The following is a 16,854-nucleotide window of genomic DNA, read 5'->3' as shown; positions in this document are numbered from 1 at the left end:
ATGAGAGCTGTCCGTGAGTTCCTTGTGGCCGCCGCGGCGATAGCGCTGGTCGCGTCCTGCGCGCCCGGCAGTGGGTCGGACGACGAGGGGGCCCAGCAGACCGACGACAAGAAGCTGACGTATCTGTACTTCACCGACGGCCCTGACGAACAGGCGACCCGCGACCTGCTGGCCGAGTACAAGAAGAAGACCGGCGTCACGGTCGACCTGCAGATCGTTCCCTTCGACAATCTGGAGCAGCGCCTGCAGGCCCGGCTCTCCGGCGGCAACGCGCCGGACGTGGCCCGGCTGACCAACATCGAGCCGTTCCGCACCGATCTGCTGGATCTCAACCAGTTTCAGAAGGCCGCCCTGGACGGGAAGTTCCTCAAGGGCGCCGATGGCTATGTCACGGGCGAAGGCGGCGAGCTGCTCGCCGTGCCCAGCGATCTGACCATGAACGGACCGCTGATCAACGTGGACCAGTTCAAGAAGGCCAAGGTGCCGCTGCCCGATCCGAAGGACCCCTGGACCTGGGACGAGATGGTCACGGCCGCCAAGAAGGTGCAGGCCGCCAACAAGACCCAGAACGCGATCGCAATGGACGTCTCGGGGCACCGGTTCTCCACCATGCTCAGCCAGTACGGCACCACCTTCTTCGACGCGAGCGGCAAGAAGCTCGCCTTCGACGAGGCGAAGGCCACCGCCGCCGTGAAGCGGTTCGCCGAGCTGAACGACTCCGGCGTCATGCCGAAGGACCTGTGGCTGCAGGCGGGCACCAAGTACAAGGGCGCCAACGAGATCTTCCTCGCCCAGCAGACTCCGGTGTACATCAGCGGAAACTGGCAGGTGAGCGCATTCGCCAAGGAGGCGAAGTTCACCTGGGCCGCGGCGCCCAATCCGTGCCAGGAGGAGTGCGGCGGCTTCCCGGGCGGCAAGTTCATGGCGTCGTTCAAGGAGAGCAAGCGGCAGAAGCAGGCCGCCGACTTCATCGCCTTCATGAACTCCGAGGAGTCCCAGCAGCAAATGGCCGAGGAGGCCAACTTCCTGCCCACCCGGCAGGACCTGATCTCCTCCGGACTGACGTATCCGCAGCGTGACGCCGACATGCAGGTGTTTCTCGCCGACGTGAAGCGCACGCCGGAGGCGGCCTACGGCACCACCTACAGCCCCGCGTTCTCGGCCACCGCCACCGCCACCGTCGAGGAACTGGCCAAGGTGCTGGCGGGCAAGGCCACGCCGGAGCAGGCCGTCGCGGCCATCAAGGCGGCGGCGGAAAAGGCGCTCGGGGACGTCGCGTGACCGCTGTGACCGGCGCGCCGACCCGGCGGACGGCCGGCCGGGCCCCCCAGCGGCCCGGTCGTCGCCGCTCGGTCAAGCCGTGGAACCAGCGGATCGCGCCGTATCTGTTCATCCTGCCCAACATGCTGATCTTCGGCGTGTTCGTCATCTATCCGGCGATCAACAACTTCAACATCAGCCTGTACGACAGCCGCAACGGCCGCGACTTCACGTATGCGGGCGGCGAGAACTACCAGGAGCTGTTCGGCTCGGACGAGTTCTGGGCGGCGGCGCGGCACACCGTGGTGTTCGCCGTCTGCTTCGTGGCGCTCACCACGGTCGTCTCGATCGGTCTGGCGCTGCTGCTCAACCAGAAGATCAAGGGCCGGGCCTTCTTCCGCACGGTGTTCTTCCTGCCCGTGGTGCTCTCCCCCGTGGTGGTCGGGCTGATCTGGGGCTGGATCTTCGAGCGGAACAACGGGCTGCTCAACACGCTGCTCGACGGGGCCGGCCTGGGCAAACCGGGCTGGCTGGTGGACGACACCCTGGCCATGGGCGTGGTGATCTTCGTCGGGCTGTGGATGCATGTCGGCTTCTACATCCTGATCATCCTGGCCGGGCTGCAGGGCATCGATCCCAACTACTACGAGGCCGCGCGGATGGACGGCGCCTCGGCCTGGCAGCAGCTGCGGCACATCACCCTGCCGCTGCTGCGGCCGACCACCATGGTCGTGGTCATCCTCAGCATGATCGCCGGGTTCCAGGCGTTCGACTACATCTGGACGCTCACCGGCGGCGGCCCCGTCGGCGGCACCACCCTGATGATCCAGTACATCTACGAGAACGCCTTCCAGTCCCCGATCCAGTACGGCCTGGCCTCGGCGGCCGCCGTGGTGCTCTTCTGCTCGGTCTTCGCGCTGACCCTGCTCAACTACCTGTACAACCAGCGGAAGGAGTCGGCATGAGCCTGACGGCCGTTCGCGACTCCAAGGGGCCGCGGCAGTGGACCTCGATCAGCGGGGGCGCCACTCCGACCGTGGGGCGGATCCTCACCTACGCGGTGCTGATCGGCCTGTCCATCGTGGTCCTCGCGCCCGTGGTGTGGGCGGTGCTCAGCTCGTTCAAGTCGCAGACCGAGCTGGCACAGATCCCGCCCTCGCCCCTGCCCGGGGCGCTGCGCACGGAGAACTACAGCGAGGCGCTGGGGTCGTTCGACTTCGGCACCTATCTGAAGAACAGCGCCATCGTGACGGTCGGGGCGACGCTCCTCACCGTGGTCATCAACACGATGTGCGCCTACGGCCTGGCCAAGTACAACTTCCGCGGCCGCAACGCGCTGTTCCTGATCGTGCTCGGGACCATCATGATCCCGCTGCAGCTGATCTTCATTCCGGTCTACCAGATGGCGGCCCAGCTCGGCCTGGTGAACTCCTTGTGGGGGCTGATCATCCCGCCCGCCGCGACGCCGACCGGGGTGTTCCTGCTGCGGCAGTACATGCTGACCATTCCCGACGACCTGATCAACGCGGCCCGGATCGACGGGGCGGGTGAGTTCCGGATCTTCGCCCGGATCGTGGTGCCGCTGTGCGGCGCCGCCATCGCCGTGGTGACGATCTTCTCGGTGATGTGGCGGTGGAACGACTTCCTGTGGCCGCTGATCATCAGCCAGGACCAGTCGAAGTACACGCTGCCGGTGGCGCTGGCGCAGTTCAACAGCCAGCTGGTGGCCCCGTTCAACTACATCCTGGCCATGTCCGTGGTCAGCATGATCCCGGTCGTGGTGATCTTCCTGGTGCTGCAGCGCCATATCGTCCGCGGCGTCGCCAACACCGGACTGAAGTGAGGAGCACAGTGCAGAGCGGTATGGAGAGCGGTGCGGAGAGCGGCAAGGGCCGCACAGTGCATGCCCTGGACGAGCGTGGGACCGTACGGGACTGGCTGATCAGCCCGGCCTGGAGCGAGCCCGCCGACGATCTGGGCAAGCATCTCACCGCGGAAGGCGATCCCTGGGGTGAGCGGGGCCGGTGGCGGCTGACCAACGGGCCCGATGTCACCCCGCTCAAGGAGGAGCTCTACCGGCACCGGCCGCTGCGCCGCGATCCGGTCCCGGGCCCCGTCGCCGAGGGTGGCGACATCCGGTACACCGGCCCCGGCGGCACTCCGCACTCCGGGCGGTGGCAGCGGGTGCACACCGCGGCCGACGGTCTGGTCGACTGGAGCGAGTTCTGCTTCACCCCGGAGTACCGGGTCGCCCTCGCGGCCTGCGTGCTGGAGGTCGACCAGGCGGAGTGGCGAACCCTGCGGCTGGCCACTACCGGCCCGTTCCTGCTGTTCGTGGGCGGTGAACTGCGCGGCGAGTCCGGCACGGTCACCTACATGGAACCCGCCGAGCACGAGATCCGTCTCTGGCTGCCGTCCGGCACCACAACCGTCGTGGTCGCCTCCTGGCAGGTGGCGTTCCGCGAGGTCCGGCAGATCGTACGGCTGCGCGTCGACGGACTGCCCGTCCGGGTGGTGGTGCCCAGCGAGGGCGCCTGCGAATACACCTCCGCCGTCGCCGAGCGCGTACTCGACGCGGTGGGCACCACCCGCTGGGGCACGACCGACGGCGAGATCCCGCTCATCGGACCCGACGGCGCCGCGCTGCGGGTCCAGTGGGCGGGCCGCACCCGGCGGATCCGGCTCGTCGGCGGCCGGGCGACGCTGCGGCTTGACGAGTCGGAGGAGCGGGACGAGACGGCTGAGACGGACGAGACGCAGGAGGCGGGAGCCGGGAACGACGTGGGCAGCGCCTCGATGCTGTCCACCGGCGCTTCCGGCTTGCGGGTCTCGGTGGACGACGACCGGGCCCCGGTGTTCCGGGAGTTCCCGGTCGCCGTACTGCCCGGCGCGTACCGGGCGGCCCCCGAAGGCGAACTGTCCGACCGGCGCGCCGAGTTCCTGCGGCACGCCGCGAGGGCCGACGGCACCGGGGGCGAGCTCGTACGCGCCCTCACCGACCCGCACCACACGGTCGGCGAGTCCGGTCTGACCCGCGCCCTGTGGATGATCGACAACCGCGCCGACTGCGCCGACTTCGAAGCCGTCGGCCTGTTCCATCTGTGGCGGCGGATACCCGCCGACCGCTGGGAACCCGGCCTGCGCGACCGGGTGCGCACCGCGCTCCTCGGCTTCAAGTTCTGGATCGACCAGCCCGGCCTCGACGCCATGTGCTACTTCACCGAGAACCACCAGTTCGTCTGGCACACCGCCGAGCTGCTGTGGGGCGCCGAGCTGGCCGGCGACACCTTCGCCAACACCGGCTGGACCGGCGCCTCGCACGCCGCGCACGCCCGCGGCCTGGCGATCGAGTGGATGCGCCGCAAGCTGGCCGGCGGGTTCAGCGAGTTCGACTCCAACGCCTACCTCGCCATCGACCTGCTCGCGCTCGTATCGCTGGTGGAGTTCGCCAAGGACGCCGAGGGCGCCGAGGACCGCGAGGTGGCAGAGCTGGCGGCCGGCGTCGCCGACCGGGTGCTGTTCAGCCTGGCGGCCAACTCCTGGCGCGGCATCCACGGCTGCGCTCACGGCCGCAGTTACGTGTCGACGCTCCGCTCGTCCCGGCTCGAGGAGACCGCCCCGATCATGTGGGTGTGCTTCGGCACCGGCGCCCTCAACGACGCGGTGCTGCCGGCCGCGGTGGTCGCCACCGCGGGCCGCTACCGGATGCCGGAGGTCATCCGGGAGGCCGCGCACGACCTGCCGGAGCGCTGGTGGGGCCGGCAGAACTACCGCGGCGACTACCGCCTCGCCCATGACCTCCTGTCCCGTCCGTACGGATCCGACCTCACCGTCTACAAGACCCCCGACGCGATGCTCTCCTGCGTGAACGACTACCGCCCGGGCCTGCCGGGCCTTCAGGAGCACATCTGGGGCGCCACCCTGGGCCCCGAGACGCAGGTCTTCGTCACCCACGCGCCCAACGCCTCCGTCTCCCCGTCGGCGCGGCCCAACTCCTGGGCGGGCAACCGGATCCTGCCGCGCGCCCGGCAGCACGAGAGCACGGTCCTGGCGCTGTACCGGATACCCGCCGACGACGTCATGGCGTACACGCACGCCTGGTTCCCGCTGGCCGAGTTCGACGAGTGGCTGCGGCACGGCGTGTGGATCGCCGGGCGCAAGGGGGACGGCTATGTGGCCCTGGCGACCGAAGGCGGTGCCGAGCCGGTGACCGCGGGCCCGGACGCGTGGCAGGAGCTGCGGCCGGCCGGAGCCGGTACCGCCTGGGTGTGCACAGTGGGGCGACGCACCGTGCACGGGGAGTTCGGCGACTTCGTCCGTACGCTCGACGCCCCCGACTTCGGACCGGACCGCGTCGCGTTCCGTACGGCCGAAGGCACCGAGCTGTCCCTGGACTGGGCCGGGCCGTTCACCGTCGACGGGCGGCCCGCCGATCTCGCCGCCGACGGCAGCGTCGCGACCCCGCCGCAGCTCGCCAACCCGTACGCGCAGCTGGAGTCCGGAGCGACCTCGCTGGCGATCGGCCCGCATGTCATCGACCTCCGGAAGGGGCGCCCTCTATAAACGGCGGAACAAACGGCGGACGCGGTCTCGACGTGAGCCAGGCGGCCCTGGCCGGGCCGCCGTTGATGCCTGCCGACCAGAGCGACCTGACGCCCGGACTGCTTGCGGCGACCGCCGAGCGGATCGCCGAGCGGGCGGCGGGAATGGGGCTGCGCCAGTGGTTCTGGGGCGAGGGCGTGGTGCTCCAGGGCATGCTGCGCCTCGCCGAGGCCACCGGCCGCCCGCCCCATCCCTTCGCGGCCGAGTTCATCGACGGCCATCTGCGGGGCGGCATCGAGCTCGGCCACGTCAACGATCTGGCGCCGGGCGCGGCCTGCGCCGATCTGTACGCGATGACGGGCGAGCGGCGCTACAAGGACGGCTGCGAGCGGCTGCTGCGGTGGCTGCGCCGTGACGGCGTCCTCACTCGCGACCCGGGCGGCGCGATCGAGCACTGGCCCGGCGGGGTCTGGGCGGACACGGTGTTCATGGCCGGCACGTTCCTGATCCACTGCGGCGTGCACACCGGCCGCTCCGAGCTGATCGCCGAGGCGGGCGAGCAGATCCTCGCCCACGCCGGGATCCTGCAGCACCCGCAGACCGGGCTGTACGCACACGGCTCGCACCAGGGCAGCACCATCTGGTGCCACTGGGGCCGGGCCAACGCCTGGGCGGCCCTGGCCTCCGTGGAGTACCTCGAGGCCGACCGGCGTCACGGCGGGACGAGCGAGCGGGTCCGCGGCATCCTGCGCCGCCAGCTCCTCGCACTCGCCGCCCACCAGCCCGCGCACGGCGTCTGGGACGTCCTGGTCGACGGCCAGCCGGAGAACAGGGGCATCCTCGAGACCTCGGCCACGGCCGGCATCGCCGCCGCCATGTTCCGCGCCGCCGCACTCGGCATCGAGCCCGGCCGGCTGCGGGCCGCGGCCTGGCGCGCCCTCGCCGGCCTGCACGCGTACGTGGCGCCCGACGGCACCCTCACCCGCACCAGCGCCGGCACCGTCCTGCAGCTCATTCCCTTCGGCTATTCGGTCATCCGCAACGACATGATCCAGCCCTGGGGACAGGGCCTGGCTCTGCACGCCTACGCAGCCGCGCTCAACGACCGGGCGCGGCCCGGGCAATCGGCGTAATCCGCATCACAGAGGTTTCCCATGGCGATCGGGCACCCCACGGAAAGAACTCGCCACAAGGCCTCGTTCTGCCGGACCGTTGCTGGTCGATCTCCCTGTCGTCCGATGAACACCAGCATGAGAGCGGCGGGTTCGGCAGAGATGCGGGCGTCAACAGCAGAGCGCCGCGGCCCAGACCGGGCCACGGCGCTCTTCATGTTCACTCTTCAGCCGGCGCTCACCAGCGCCCGGCCGACATCAGCCGTTGCGCTTCCAACGCGGCTTGTCCTCACGGCGCCCGAAGGAGCCGCCGCCACGGTGGTCGTCACGACGGCCGTACGGCCGCTCGTGGCCACCGGAGCGGAAACCGGGACGGTCGTCACGGCGGTCGCGGTTGAAGGGACGGTCGCTGCCACGGTGCCCGCCACGCTCGTCACGCCGGTCGAAGGAACGCCCGGCGCGGTCGTCCCGACGGAAACCGCCACGGTCGTTGTCCCGACGCTCGAACGAACGGCCACCGCGGTCACGGTCGAAGGAACGTCCACCACGGTCGTCCCGACGGAAGCCACCCCGGTCGTTGTCCCGACGCTCGAACGAACGGCCGCCACGGTCACGGTCGAAGGAACGTCCACCACGGTCGTCCCGACGGAAGCCACCCCGGTCACCATCGCGGTCCCGGCGCTCGAAGCCACGGTCCCGGTCCCGGTCACGATCCCGGTCCCGGTCACGATCCCGGTTGAACCCACCCCGGTCGTCCCGGCGCTCGAAGGAACGCCCACGGTCCCGGCCGAACCCACCCCGGTCGCCCCGCTCGCCCCGCTCACGGTCGCCCCGGTCCACGTCCTGCGCCACCGGCTGCTCAGGCACCGCCACCTCGACGGCCTCCGCGGCCTCGGCCACCACCGCCTGCGCCTCGGCCACCGCCGCCTCGGGGTCCTCGCCCCGCTCGCGCGCCACACGGGCGACGAGCCGGTCGGCCTCCTCACGCAGCTCCACGGCACGCCGCTGCGCCCGCTCGAGCTGCTTGGTGAGCTGCGCCACCTCACGCTCGGCCTGCTGCGCGGCGTTGCCCGCGGACTCCGCCTGCACCTCGGTCATCGAACGGGCGCCGGTGATCTCGGCGACCTCCGGGTCGAAGGCGGCACCGCCCTGGATGATGTGGCGCGAGGCGTCGACGCCCGCGTCCTCCATCAGCCGGAAGATCTGGCGGCGCTGGTGCGGCAGCGACAGTGACACGACCGTGCCCGTGCGGCCCGCACGCGCCGTACGGCCGGCCCGGTGCAGGTAGTCCTTGTGGTCACCGGCCGGGTCGACGTTCAGCACGAGGTCGATGCCGTCGACGTGGATACCGCGCGCGGCGACATCGGTCGCGACGAGCACATTGACGTACCCGTCCTTGAAGTCGGCCAGCGTCCGCGTCCGCGCGCCCTGCGTCATGCCGCCGTGCAGCGCGTCGGCCTTCGCACCGGCGTCGCGCAGCTGCTCGGCGACCCGGTCGGCGCCCAGCTGGGTCCGCACGAAGATGATGGTCCGCCCCTTGCGGGAGGCGATGGCAGCGGTGACCGGCGCCTTGTCCTTGGGCTTAACGATCAGGATGTGGTGCGACATGGTCGTCACCGCGCCCTGGGCGGCGTCGACCTCGTGGCTGACCGGGTCGTTCAGGTACCGGTCGACCAGGGTCCGGATCTCGTTCTCCATCGTCGCGGAGAACAGCATCCGCTGACCGCCCGCCGGAACCTGGTCGAGCAGCTCCGTCACCTCGGGCAGGAAGCCCAGGTCGGACATCTGGTCGGCCTCGTCGAGCACGGCGACCTCGACGTCCTCGAGGGAGCAGGCACCGCGGTTGATGATGTCGCGGAGCCGGCCCGGGGTGGCCACCAGGACGTCCACGCCCCGCTCCAGGGCGTAGATCTGGTTACCCATCGACGTACCGCCGCAGACGACCTTCATCTTCAGGCCGAGCTGGTCGCCGTACGGCTGCAGTGCGTCCGCGACCTGCATCGCCAGCTCACGGGTCGGGGTGAGGATGACGGCGCGCGGCTTGTGCTTCTCGGTACGGCCGCCGGCCAGGCGGGCCAGCGTCGGCAGACCGAACGACAGCGTCTTGCCGGAGCCGGTGCGGCCGCGCCCCAGGATGTCCTTGCCCGCCAGCGCGTCCGGAATGGTCGCGGCCTGGATCGGGAAGGGGACCGTCACGCCGTTCTGCGCGAGCTTGCGCACGACGCCCTCGGGCAGACCGAGGTCCGCGAAGGTGACCTCAGGGGTCTGATCGGCGGCCTCGTTCTCGGGCACGACGACGTGGTCAGTACTGGAAATGGACATGCGTAAGCGAAACCTTCCGGAGTCTCGTCGGCACGCGCCCGTCAACTCCGTGATTCGCAATACGACCGCCTCAATGCGGTCCGCCACGGCAAGGGAGAGTACGCGCCACACGGCGCGCTCTGCGGTGGCGCCGGGCAAATGGGATCAAACGATCTACCACCATACGCACCCCCAGCCCCCCAAGGCAAACCGACCGAGGCCGGTGTAGGCAACGTCACTCGCCGCCGCCCCCCTACCCGCCCCACATCACGCAGGCGCCCCCGCGGCCGGCGCCGGCTCCCGCTGCCCCAACTGCGGCGTCTCCTCATGCGCCGACGACGACGGCTCGGCCTCCGTAGGCGTCGGCGTGACGGTCGACGGCTCCTGACTGGGCGTCGGCTCCGGCTGCACCGTCCGCGTGGGCGTGGGCTCCGCCGTACGCGTGGGACCGGGCTTCTCACTCCGCCCCGGCTTCTGCGACCCGTCGCCCCCCGCCGGGACCGACGCACTCACCTCCGCAGACGGCGAGACCGACGCGGACGCCGACTCCTCAGCCCCCTTCCCGCCCTTCCGCTCACCCTTCGCCCTGTCCCGCTCGCCACCGTCCGCATGCGCCCCGTACCCGGTCCCGCCACCCGACACGGCCGACCCCCCGTCCGGCGCCTCGCCACCGCGCTGCCCGGCCGAATGCGACGGCTTCGCATCCCCGCCACCACCGTCGTCGCCCACGCTCATACAGCCGGCGGCAGCGGCGACGGCCACCACCGTGGCAGCCAGACGGACAGGTACAGACAAGGGGCGCACGGTGGCCACCTCCAGTGGCGGGCGAAGAAGTCAACATGCCCAACTCCCGCCGCCCACAAGAGGACACGCGCCCCGAACAAGCCGGACCGCCCGCCGCACACCGGCCCGCTCACCCGTACCCGAGCGCGTGCAGCCGCTCGTCGTCGATCCCGAAGTGATGCGCGATCTCATGCACCACCGTCACCTCGGTCTCCTCGACGACCTCCTCCCGCGACGCACACATCCGCAACGTCGGCCCCCGGTAGATCGTGATCCGGTCCGGCAGCACCCCGGCGTACCACTCGCCCCGATCCGTCAGCGGAGTCCCCTCGTACAACCCGAGCAGCTCGGGATCGTCCTTCGGCGGTTCGTCCTCGACGAACACCGCGACGTTGTCCATCAGCCGCGTCAACTCCGGCGGAATCCGGTCCAGCGCCTCGGCGACCAGTTCCTCGAACTCCTCGCGTGTCATCTCCAGCACAGGGCCATTGTCGGGTACGACACGGCCGTGAAGGAGCCGCCAACGGCCCCGCATATCCGCTCCCGCGCTTGGGCATACGGGACCAATGGCCCGCGTCTCCGCCGCAGTCATGAAGGCCCTCGGTCACCTCCCCAGGGCCCCGCGCAGCCTCGCCCGCCGTTACGCCACCCGCCGCCCCCTCCCCACCCTCGAACTCGTCACCCAGCCCCACCCCTGGAGCCGCGCCCTCGGCCTCGTCGCCGTCGTCCTCCTCGGCGCCTGGCTCGGCCTGCTCGTCGTCGGCAACGTGCGCGTCCCCGTCGGCCCCATGGACACGACGATGACCCTGCGCCCCTCCGTCACCGGCGGCACCAAGATCAACGTCTCCCCGCTCGGCGCCCTCCGCCTGGACAGCCACATCGCCCCCGTCCGCCTCGACGTCAACGTCGACCAGCTCGACCCCGAACGCGCCCAGGCCCTCGTCGACCACCCCGAACGCCTCTCCGGCCTCCAGGACGAAGTCACCCACGACGTCGGCCACGGCACCCGCGACCTCGCCCTGCGAAGCTGCGTCGCCGTCGTCACCGGCGCCGCCGCCCTCGGCCTCGCCGTCTACCGCCGCCCCCGCCGCGCCCTGGCCGCCGGCGGCCTCGCCCTCACCCTCCTGGCCGCATCCGGCGGCACGGCCTACGCCACCTGGAACCCCGAGTCCGTCCTGGAACCGAAGTTCTCAGGACTCCTCTCCTCCGCCCCGTCCCTCGTCGGCAACGCGCGCAGCATCGTCACCGAATTCGACGTCTACCAAAAGGAGTTGGCCCGCCTCGTCACCAACGTCACCAAGCTCTACGACGCCACCTCCACCCTGCCCGCCTACGCCCCCGACCCCAGCACCATCCGCGTCCTGCACGTCTCCGACATCCACCTCAACCCGGCGAGCTGGAAGATCGTCGCCTCCCTCGTCGACCAGTACAAGATCGACGTCATCGTCGACTCCGGCGACACCATGGACCACGGCACCGCCGCCGAGAACGGCTTCCTCGACCCCATCGAGGACCTCGGCGCCCCCTACGTCTGGGTCCGCGGCAACCACGACTCCCGCGTCACCCAGCGCTACCTGGAAGATCTCAAGAACGTCCACGTCCTCGACGACGGCAGGGCGGCGAACATCGCGGGCCTGCGCTTCGCCGGCATCGGCGACCCCCAGTTCACCCCCGACCGCTCGACGGTCCCCGGCGGCGACGCCGCCAACGAGCTCGCCGGCGCCCGCCTCGCCACCGCCCTGCGCGACCAGAAAGCCGCCGGCACCCCCGTCGACGTCGCCGTCGCGCACGAACCGGTGGCAGCCCGCCAGACCGACGGCGAGGTCCCGCTGGCCCTGGCCGGCCACATCCACCACCAGGAGACCGAGCTGCTGCCCTACGGCACCCGCCTGCGCATCGAGGGCTCCACCGGCGGCAGCGGACTGCGCGCGGTGGAAGGCAAGCACCCCGACCCCATCCAGACCTCGGTCCTCTACTTCGACCGCGCCACCCGCCGCCTCCAGGCCTGGGACGAGATCGAACTCGGCGGCCTCGGCCTGACCACCGCGGAGGTACGACGCCACCTGGTCGAAGAGAACCAGCCGGGCGCGACGGACTCCCCGTCCCCGCCCCTGTCCCCCTCCCTCGCACCCACCCCGTAAACCGTTTTGGCGATACCTCCCGACATCCCATATGCTTCTCACGTCCCCGACGCGCTGAGAAGCGCCCAGGCGGGCCGATAGCCCTCATCGTCTAGCGGCCTAGGACGCCGCCCTTTCAAGGCGGTAGCACGGGTTCGAATCCCGTTGGGGGCACGCAGTACGGTGTGCGACACTGTCGTACGCATCGCTTGGTCCTGTGGAGCAGTTTGGAGTGCTCGCCACCCTGTCAAGGTGGAGGCCGCGGGTTCAAATCCCGTCAGGACCGCTGTGAGGGTTCTCGAAGCCCTCACGGCTGGGTAGCTCAGTTGGTACGAGCGTCCGCCTGAAAAGCGGAAGGTCGCCGGTTCGACCCCGGCCCCAGCCACAACCGCCCTCACCGGGTACTCACCCCCTCCGGGATCTTCCCGAGGGGGTTTTTTCTCGCCACCCCAACCCTCCCCACCCTCCCCACTCGCCACCCTGCCCCGGATCAAATGGTTAGCCAGTGATTTGGGCGAGGTGAGATCCTGGACCGCGTATGTCTACGCACCCTGCCCCCGCCCTAGGCTCCCTCGCCCCCCGTCTGTCCGAGCTTTCGCTGCGTGATGCGCATCGGCTCGGGCGGCGGCTCGAGGGTGCGCGCAAGATTCGTAAGCCCGAGGCTCGCGCCGCTGTGCTCGGTGAGATCGAGGCGGAGATCGTCAAGGGCGAGGAGCGGATCGCCGCACGCCGGGGCCGGGTGCCTGCCGTGGGCTATCCCGAGCAGTTGCCGGTCAGCCAGAAGCGGGATGAGATCGCGGCTGCCATCCGGGATCACCAGGTCGTGATCGTGGCCGGTGAGACCGGTTCGGGGAAGACGACCCAGATCCCGAAGATCTGTCTGGAGCTGGGGCGCGGCGTCAGAGGGATGATCGGGCACACCCAGCCCCGGCGTATCGCGGCTCGTACCGTCGCCGAGCGGGTCGCGGAGGAGCTGGACACGCCGCTCGGTGAGTCGGTGGGCTGGAAGGTGCGGTTCACCGATCAGGTCAATCCCGAGGGCACCTTCATCAAGCTGATGACGGACGGCATCCTGCTCGCCGAGATCCAGACCGACCGTGAGCTGCGCGCCTACGACACGATCATCATCGACGAGGCGCACGAGCGGTCCCTCAACATCGACTTCCTGCTGGGGTACCTCGCGCAGCTGCTGCCGAGGCGGCCCGATCTGAAGGTCGTCATCACGTCGGCGACCATCGATCCCGAGCGGTTCTCGCGGCATTTCGGCGACGCCCCGATCATCGAGGTGAGCGGGCGGACGTATCCGGTGGAGGTGCGCTACCGGCCGCTGCTCGAGGAGGACTCCGAGGACACCGACCGGGATCAGATCACCGCGATCACGGACGCGGTCGAGGAGCTGATGGGGGAGGGGAAGGGCGACATCCTCGTCTTTCTCTCAGGTGAGCGGGAGATCCGGGACACGGCGGACGCGCTGACGAAGAAGCAGTTCCGGTTCACTGAGATCCTGCCGCTGTATGCCCGCCTCTCGCACGCGGAGCAGCACCGTGTCTTCCAGCAGCACACCGGGCGCAGGATCGTTCTGGCGACGAATGTCGCCGAGACGTCCCTGACCGTTCCGGGCATCAAGTACGTCATCGATCCGGGCTTCGCCCGTATCAGCCGGTACAGCCATCGCACGAAGGTGCAGCGGCTCCCGATCGAGCCGATTTCCCAGGCCAGCGCCAACCAGCGCAAGGGCCGCTGCGGCCGCACCAGTGACGGCATCTGTATCCGGCTGTACAGCGAGGAGGACTTCCTCGCGCGGCCGGAGTTCACGGACGCGGAGATCCTCCGTACGAACCTCGCCTCCGTCATCCTGCAGATGACCGCGGCCGGCCTCGGCGACATCGAGAAGTTCCCGTTCATCGACCCGCCGGACCATCGCAACATCCGCGACGGTGTGCAGCTTCTGCAGGAGCTGGGCGCGCTGGACCCGACGCAGAAGGACGTGCGCAAGCGGCTCACGGACACCGGCCGCAAGCTCGCTCAGCTTCCTGTCGACCCGCGGCTGGCGCGCATGGTTCTGGAGGCCGACCGGAACGGCTGTGTCCGTGAGGTCATGGTCATAGCGGCCGCGCTGTCCATCCAGGATCCGCGGGAGCGTCCGTCCGACAAGCAGGCGCAGGCCGATCAGCAGCATGCCCGCTTCAAGGACGAGACCAGCGATTTCCTCGCGTACCTCAATCTGTGGCGCTATGTGCGTGAGCAGCAGCGCGAGCGCGGGTCGTCCTCCTTCCGTCGCATGTGCAAGCAGGAGTATCTGAACTTCCTGCGCATCCGCGAGTGGCAGGACATCTACACGCAGCTGCGGACCGTGGCCAAGCAGATGGGCATCCATCTGAACGAGGACGACGCCCCCGCGGATCGCATCCACATCTCCCTCCTCGCCGGGCTCCTCTCGCACATCGGCATGAAGGATGTGAAGGAGTCCAAGGACTCGGGGCCGGCCGGGCGCAAGGAGGGCGGCCGTAACGAGTACCTGGGCGCCCGGAACGCGAAGTTCGCGATCTTCCCGGGCTCGGCGCTCTTCAAGAAGCCTCCGCGGTTCGTGATGTCGGCGGAGCTGGTGGAGACGTCCCGGCTGTGGGCCCGGGTCAACGCCCGGATCGAGCCGGAGTGGGTCGAGCCGCTGGCGGGGCATCTGCTGAAGCGGACGTATTCCGAACCGCACTGGGAGAAGGACCAGGCGGCGGTGATGGCGTACGAGAAGGTGACGCTGTACGGCGTTCCGATCGTCGCCCAGCGCAAGGTCAACTACGGCCGTGTCGACCCCGAGGTCAGCCGGGAGCTGTTCATCCGCAACGCCCTGGTCGAGGGTGACTGGCGTACGCATCACAAGTTCTTCGCCGACAACCGCAAGCTCCTCAGCGAGGTCGAGGAGCTGGAGCACCGGGCGCGGCGCCGGGACATCGTGGTCGACGACGAGACGCTGTTCGACTTCTATGACCAGCGGGTTCCCGAACAGGTGGTGTCGGGTGCCCATTTCGACTCCTGGTGGAAGCGCAAGCGGCACGAGGAGCCGGAGTTCCTGGACTTCGAGCGGGAGATGCTGATCCGGGAGTCGGCGGAGGCGGTCACCAAGGCCGACTATCCCGACTCGTGGCGGCAGGGGCCGCTGAAGTTCCGGGTGACGTACCAGTTCGAGCCGGGTGCGGACGCGGACGGTGTGACGGTGCATGTCCCGCTCCAGGTTCTCAACCAGGTCACGGACGAGGGCTTCGACTGGCAGATCCCGGGTCTGCGGGAGGAGTTGGTGACGGAGCTGATCCGCTCCCTCCCGAAGCCGATCCGGCGTAACTATGTGCCGGCGCCGAACTTCGCGAAGCGGTTCCTCGATACGGCCGTGCCCCTGCAGGAACCGCTGACGGTGACGATGGCGCGGGAGCTGAAGCGCATGGTCGGCGTCCCCTTCGAGGCGGACGACTTCGACTGGGCGAAGGTCCCGGACCATCTGCGCGTCACCTTCCGGATCGTCGACGAGCGGCGCCGCAAGCTGGCCGAGGACAAGGACCTGGAGTCCCTGAGGCTCCGCCTGAAGCCGAAGGCGCGGAAGGCCCTGTCGCAGGCCGCGGCGGCGACGGCCTCCCGCCAGGGCGGCGAGTCTGTGGAGCGCAAGGGCCTGACCGACTGGACCATCGGCTCGCTCACCCGCGTCTTCGAGACCCGCCGGGCCGGCCAGCCGGTGAAGGCGTACCCGGCGCTCGTGGACGACGGCGACACGGTCTCGGTCCGCCTCTTCGACACGGAGGCGGAGCAGGCGCAGGCGATGTGGCGGGGCACGCGGCGGCTGATCCTGCGCAACATCCCGGTCAATCCGGCGAAGTTCGCGAGCGATCGCCTCACGAACGCGCAGAAGCTCGCTCTGTCCGCCAACCCGCACGGCTCGGTCCCGGCCCTGTTCGACGACTGCGCGATGGCGGCGGCGGACAAGCTGATAGGTGACTTCGGGGGGCCGGCGTGGGACGAGGAGTCGTATCGGAAGCTGTACGACAAGGTGCGTGCCGAGATCGTGGACACGACGGTGCGTGCGGTGGGCCAGGTGCAGCAGGTCCTCGCCGCCTGGCAGGCCGCCGAGCGCCGTCTGAAGGGCGTGCGCAGCCCTGCCCTGCTGGCAAACCTCACGGATGTGCGCAAGCAACTCGACGCGCTGGTGAAGCCGGGTTTCGTGACCGAGGCGGGGCTGCGCCGGCTGCCCGACCTGATGCGCTACCTGATCGCGGTGGACCGTCGCGTGCAGCAGATGCCGACGAACGTCCAGCGGGACACCACGCGTATGGAAAAGGTCCACGAGATGCAGGACGAGTACGCCTGGCTGCTGGAGCAGATGCCGCAGGGGCGGCCGGTGCCGCAGCAGGTGCTGGACGTCCGCTGGATGCTGGAGGAACTGCGCGTCAGCTATTTCGCGCACGCGCTGGGCACGGCGTACCCGATCTCCGACAAGCGGATTGTGAAGGCGATCGACGCGCTGGCGCCGTAACGGGTCATGCACGCTGGGTGAGTTCGACCAGGGGCTCACCCTCCTGTACAGTCTCTTCTCGCAGCGCAACGCACGAATGGCGCAGCGAAACCTGGTCCTGTGGAGCAGTTTGGAGTGCTCGCCACCCTGTCAAGGTGGAGGCCGCGGGTTCAAATCCCGTCAGGACCGCAGTGAAGTGAGAAGGGCCCGTATCCGACAACGGATGCGGGCCCTTCCTCAT

Annotated in this window: 9 protein-coding genes and 4 tRNA genes; 11 read left to right on the top strand and 2 right to left on the bottom strand. The window is 69.8% G+C overall.

What is annotated here, in order from left to right; translation table 11 throughout:
- The 5 genes from ACP4J3_RS42410 to ACP4J3_RS42390 are packed head-to-tail and all read left to right on the top strand — an operon-like array spanning position 1 to position 6,935.
- Positions 1-1,281: an ABC transporter substrate-binding protein gene (locus tag ACP4J3_RS42410; protein WP_426542134.1), complete on the top strand. Its 1,281-nt coding sequence runs from the start codon at positions 1-3 to the stop codon at positions 1,279-1,281.
- Positions 1,278-2,225, top strand: coding sequence for a carbohydrate ABC transporter permease (locus ACP4J3_RS42405; protein ID WP_426542132.1), 948 nt, complete (start codon positions 1,278-1,280; stop codon positions 2,223-2,225). The genes ACP4J3_RS42410 and ACP4J3_RS42405 overlap by 4 nt, the downstream gene beginning before the upstream one ends.
- On the top strand, positions 2,222-3,103 hold the full coding sequence (locus tag ACP4J3_RS42400) for a carbohydrate ABC transporter permease (protein WP_426542130.1): 882 nt from the start codon (positions 2,222-2,224) through the stop codon (positions 3,101-3,103). The genes ACP4J3_RS42405 and ACP4J3_RS42400 overlap by 4 nt, the downstream gene beginning before the upstream one ends.
- Positions 3,100-5,823, top strand: a complete 2,724-nt coding sequence (locus tag ACP4J3_RS42395; RefSeq protein WP_426542128.1) for a hypothetical protein — start codon at positions 3,100-3,102, stop codon at positions 5,821-5,823. Before ACP4J3_RS42400 ends, ACP4J3_RS42395 begins: the two co-directional genes overlap by 4 nt.
- A gap of 32 nt (positions 5,824-5,855) precedes the next feature.
- The gene (locus ACP4J3_RS42390) at positions 5,856-6,935 is read left to right on the top strand and encodes a glycoside hydrolase family 88 protein (RefSeq protein WP_426542126.1); all 1,080 of its coding nucleotides are present in this window, start codon (positions 5,856-5,858) and stop codon (positions 6,933-6,935) included.
- Positions 6,936-7,172: 237 nt separating this feature from the next.
- On the opposite strand, the gene ACP4J3_RS42385 is transcribed toward ACP4J3_RS42390, so the two are convergent.
- Positions 7,173-9,236, bottom strand: a complete 2,064-nt coding sequence (locus ACP4J3_RS42385) for a DEAD/DEAH box helicase (protein ID WP_426542124.1) — start codon at positions 9,234-9,236, stop codon at positions 7,173-7,175.
- 892 nt (positions 9,237-10,128) lie between these two features.
- Complete coding sequence (locus ACP4J3_RS42380) at positions 10,129-10,479, bottom strand: metallopeptidase family protein (protein ID WP_426542122.1); 351 nt, start codon at positions 10,477-10,479, stop codon at positions 10,129-10,131.
- Between the two features lie 85 nt (positions 10,480-10,564).
- On the opposite strand from ACP4J3_RS42380, the gene ACP4J3_RS42375 reads away from it, so the two are divergent.
- The 6 genes from ACP4J3_RS42375 (at position 10,565) to ACP4J3_RS42350 (ending at position 16,802) form a co-directional block, all read left to right on the top strand.
- The gene (locus ACP4J3_RS42375; RefSeq protein WP_426542120.1) at positions 10,565-12,139 is read left to right on the top strand and encodes a metallophosphoesterase family protein; all 1,575 of its coding nucleotides are present in this window, start codon (positions 10,565-10,567) and stop codon (positions 12,137-12,139) included.
- Positions 12,140-12,219: 80 nt separating this feature from the next.
- Positions 12,220-12,292: transfer RNA gene (locus ACP4J3_RS42370), tRNA-Glu, on the top strand.
- A gap of 37 nt (positions 12,293-12,329) precedes the next feature.
- Positions 12,330-12,404, top strand: a tRNA-Asp gene (locus tag ACP4J3_RS42365).
- A gap of 25 nt (positions 12,405-12,429) precedes the next feature.
- A tRNA-Phe gene (locus ACP4J3_RS42360) sits at positions 12,430-12,503 on the top strand.
- 153 nt (positions 12,504-12,656) lie between these two features.
- Positions 12,657-16,634 carry an ATP-dependent RNA helicase HrpA gene (gene hrpA, locus ACP4J3_RS42355; RefSeq protein ID WP_426542118.1) on the top strand — a complete coding sequence of 1,326 codons (3,978 nt, stop codon included), beginning with the start codon at positions 12,657-12,659 and terminating at the stop codon, positions 16,632-16,634.
- 93 nt (positions 16,635-16,727) lie between these two features.
- Positions 16,728-16,802: transfer RNA gene (locus tag ACP4J3_RS42350), tRNA-Asp, on the top strand.
- The last annotated feature ends 52 nt before the right edge of the window (positions 16,803-16,854 follow it).

Source organism: Streptomyces sp. UG1, assembly GCF_049974585.1.
Lineage (GTDB): Bacteria > Actinomycetota > Actinomycetes > Streptomycetales > Streptomycetaceae > Streptomyces.
Note: the sequence above shows the minus strand (reverse complement) of the source record. Positions and strands in the feature narration are given on the sequence as shown.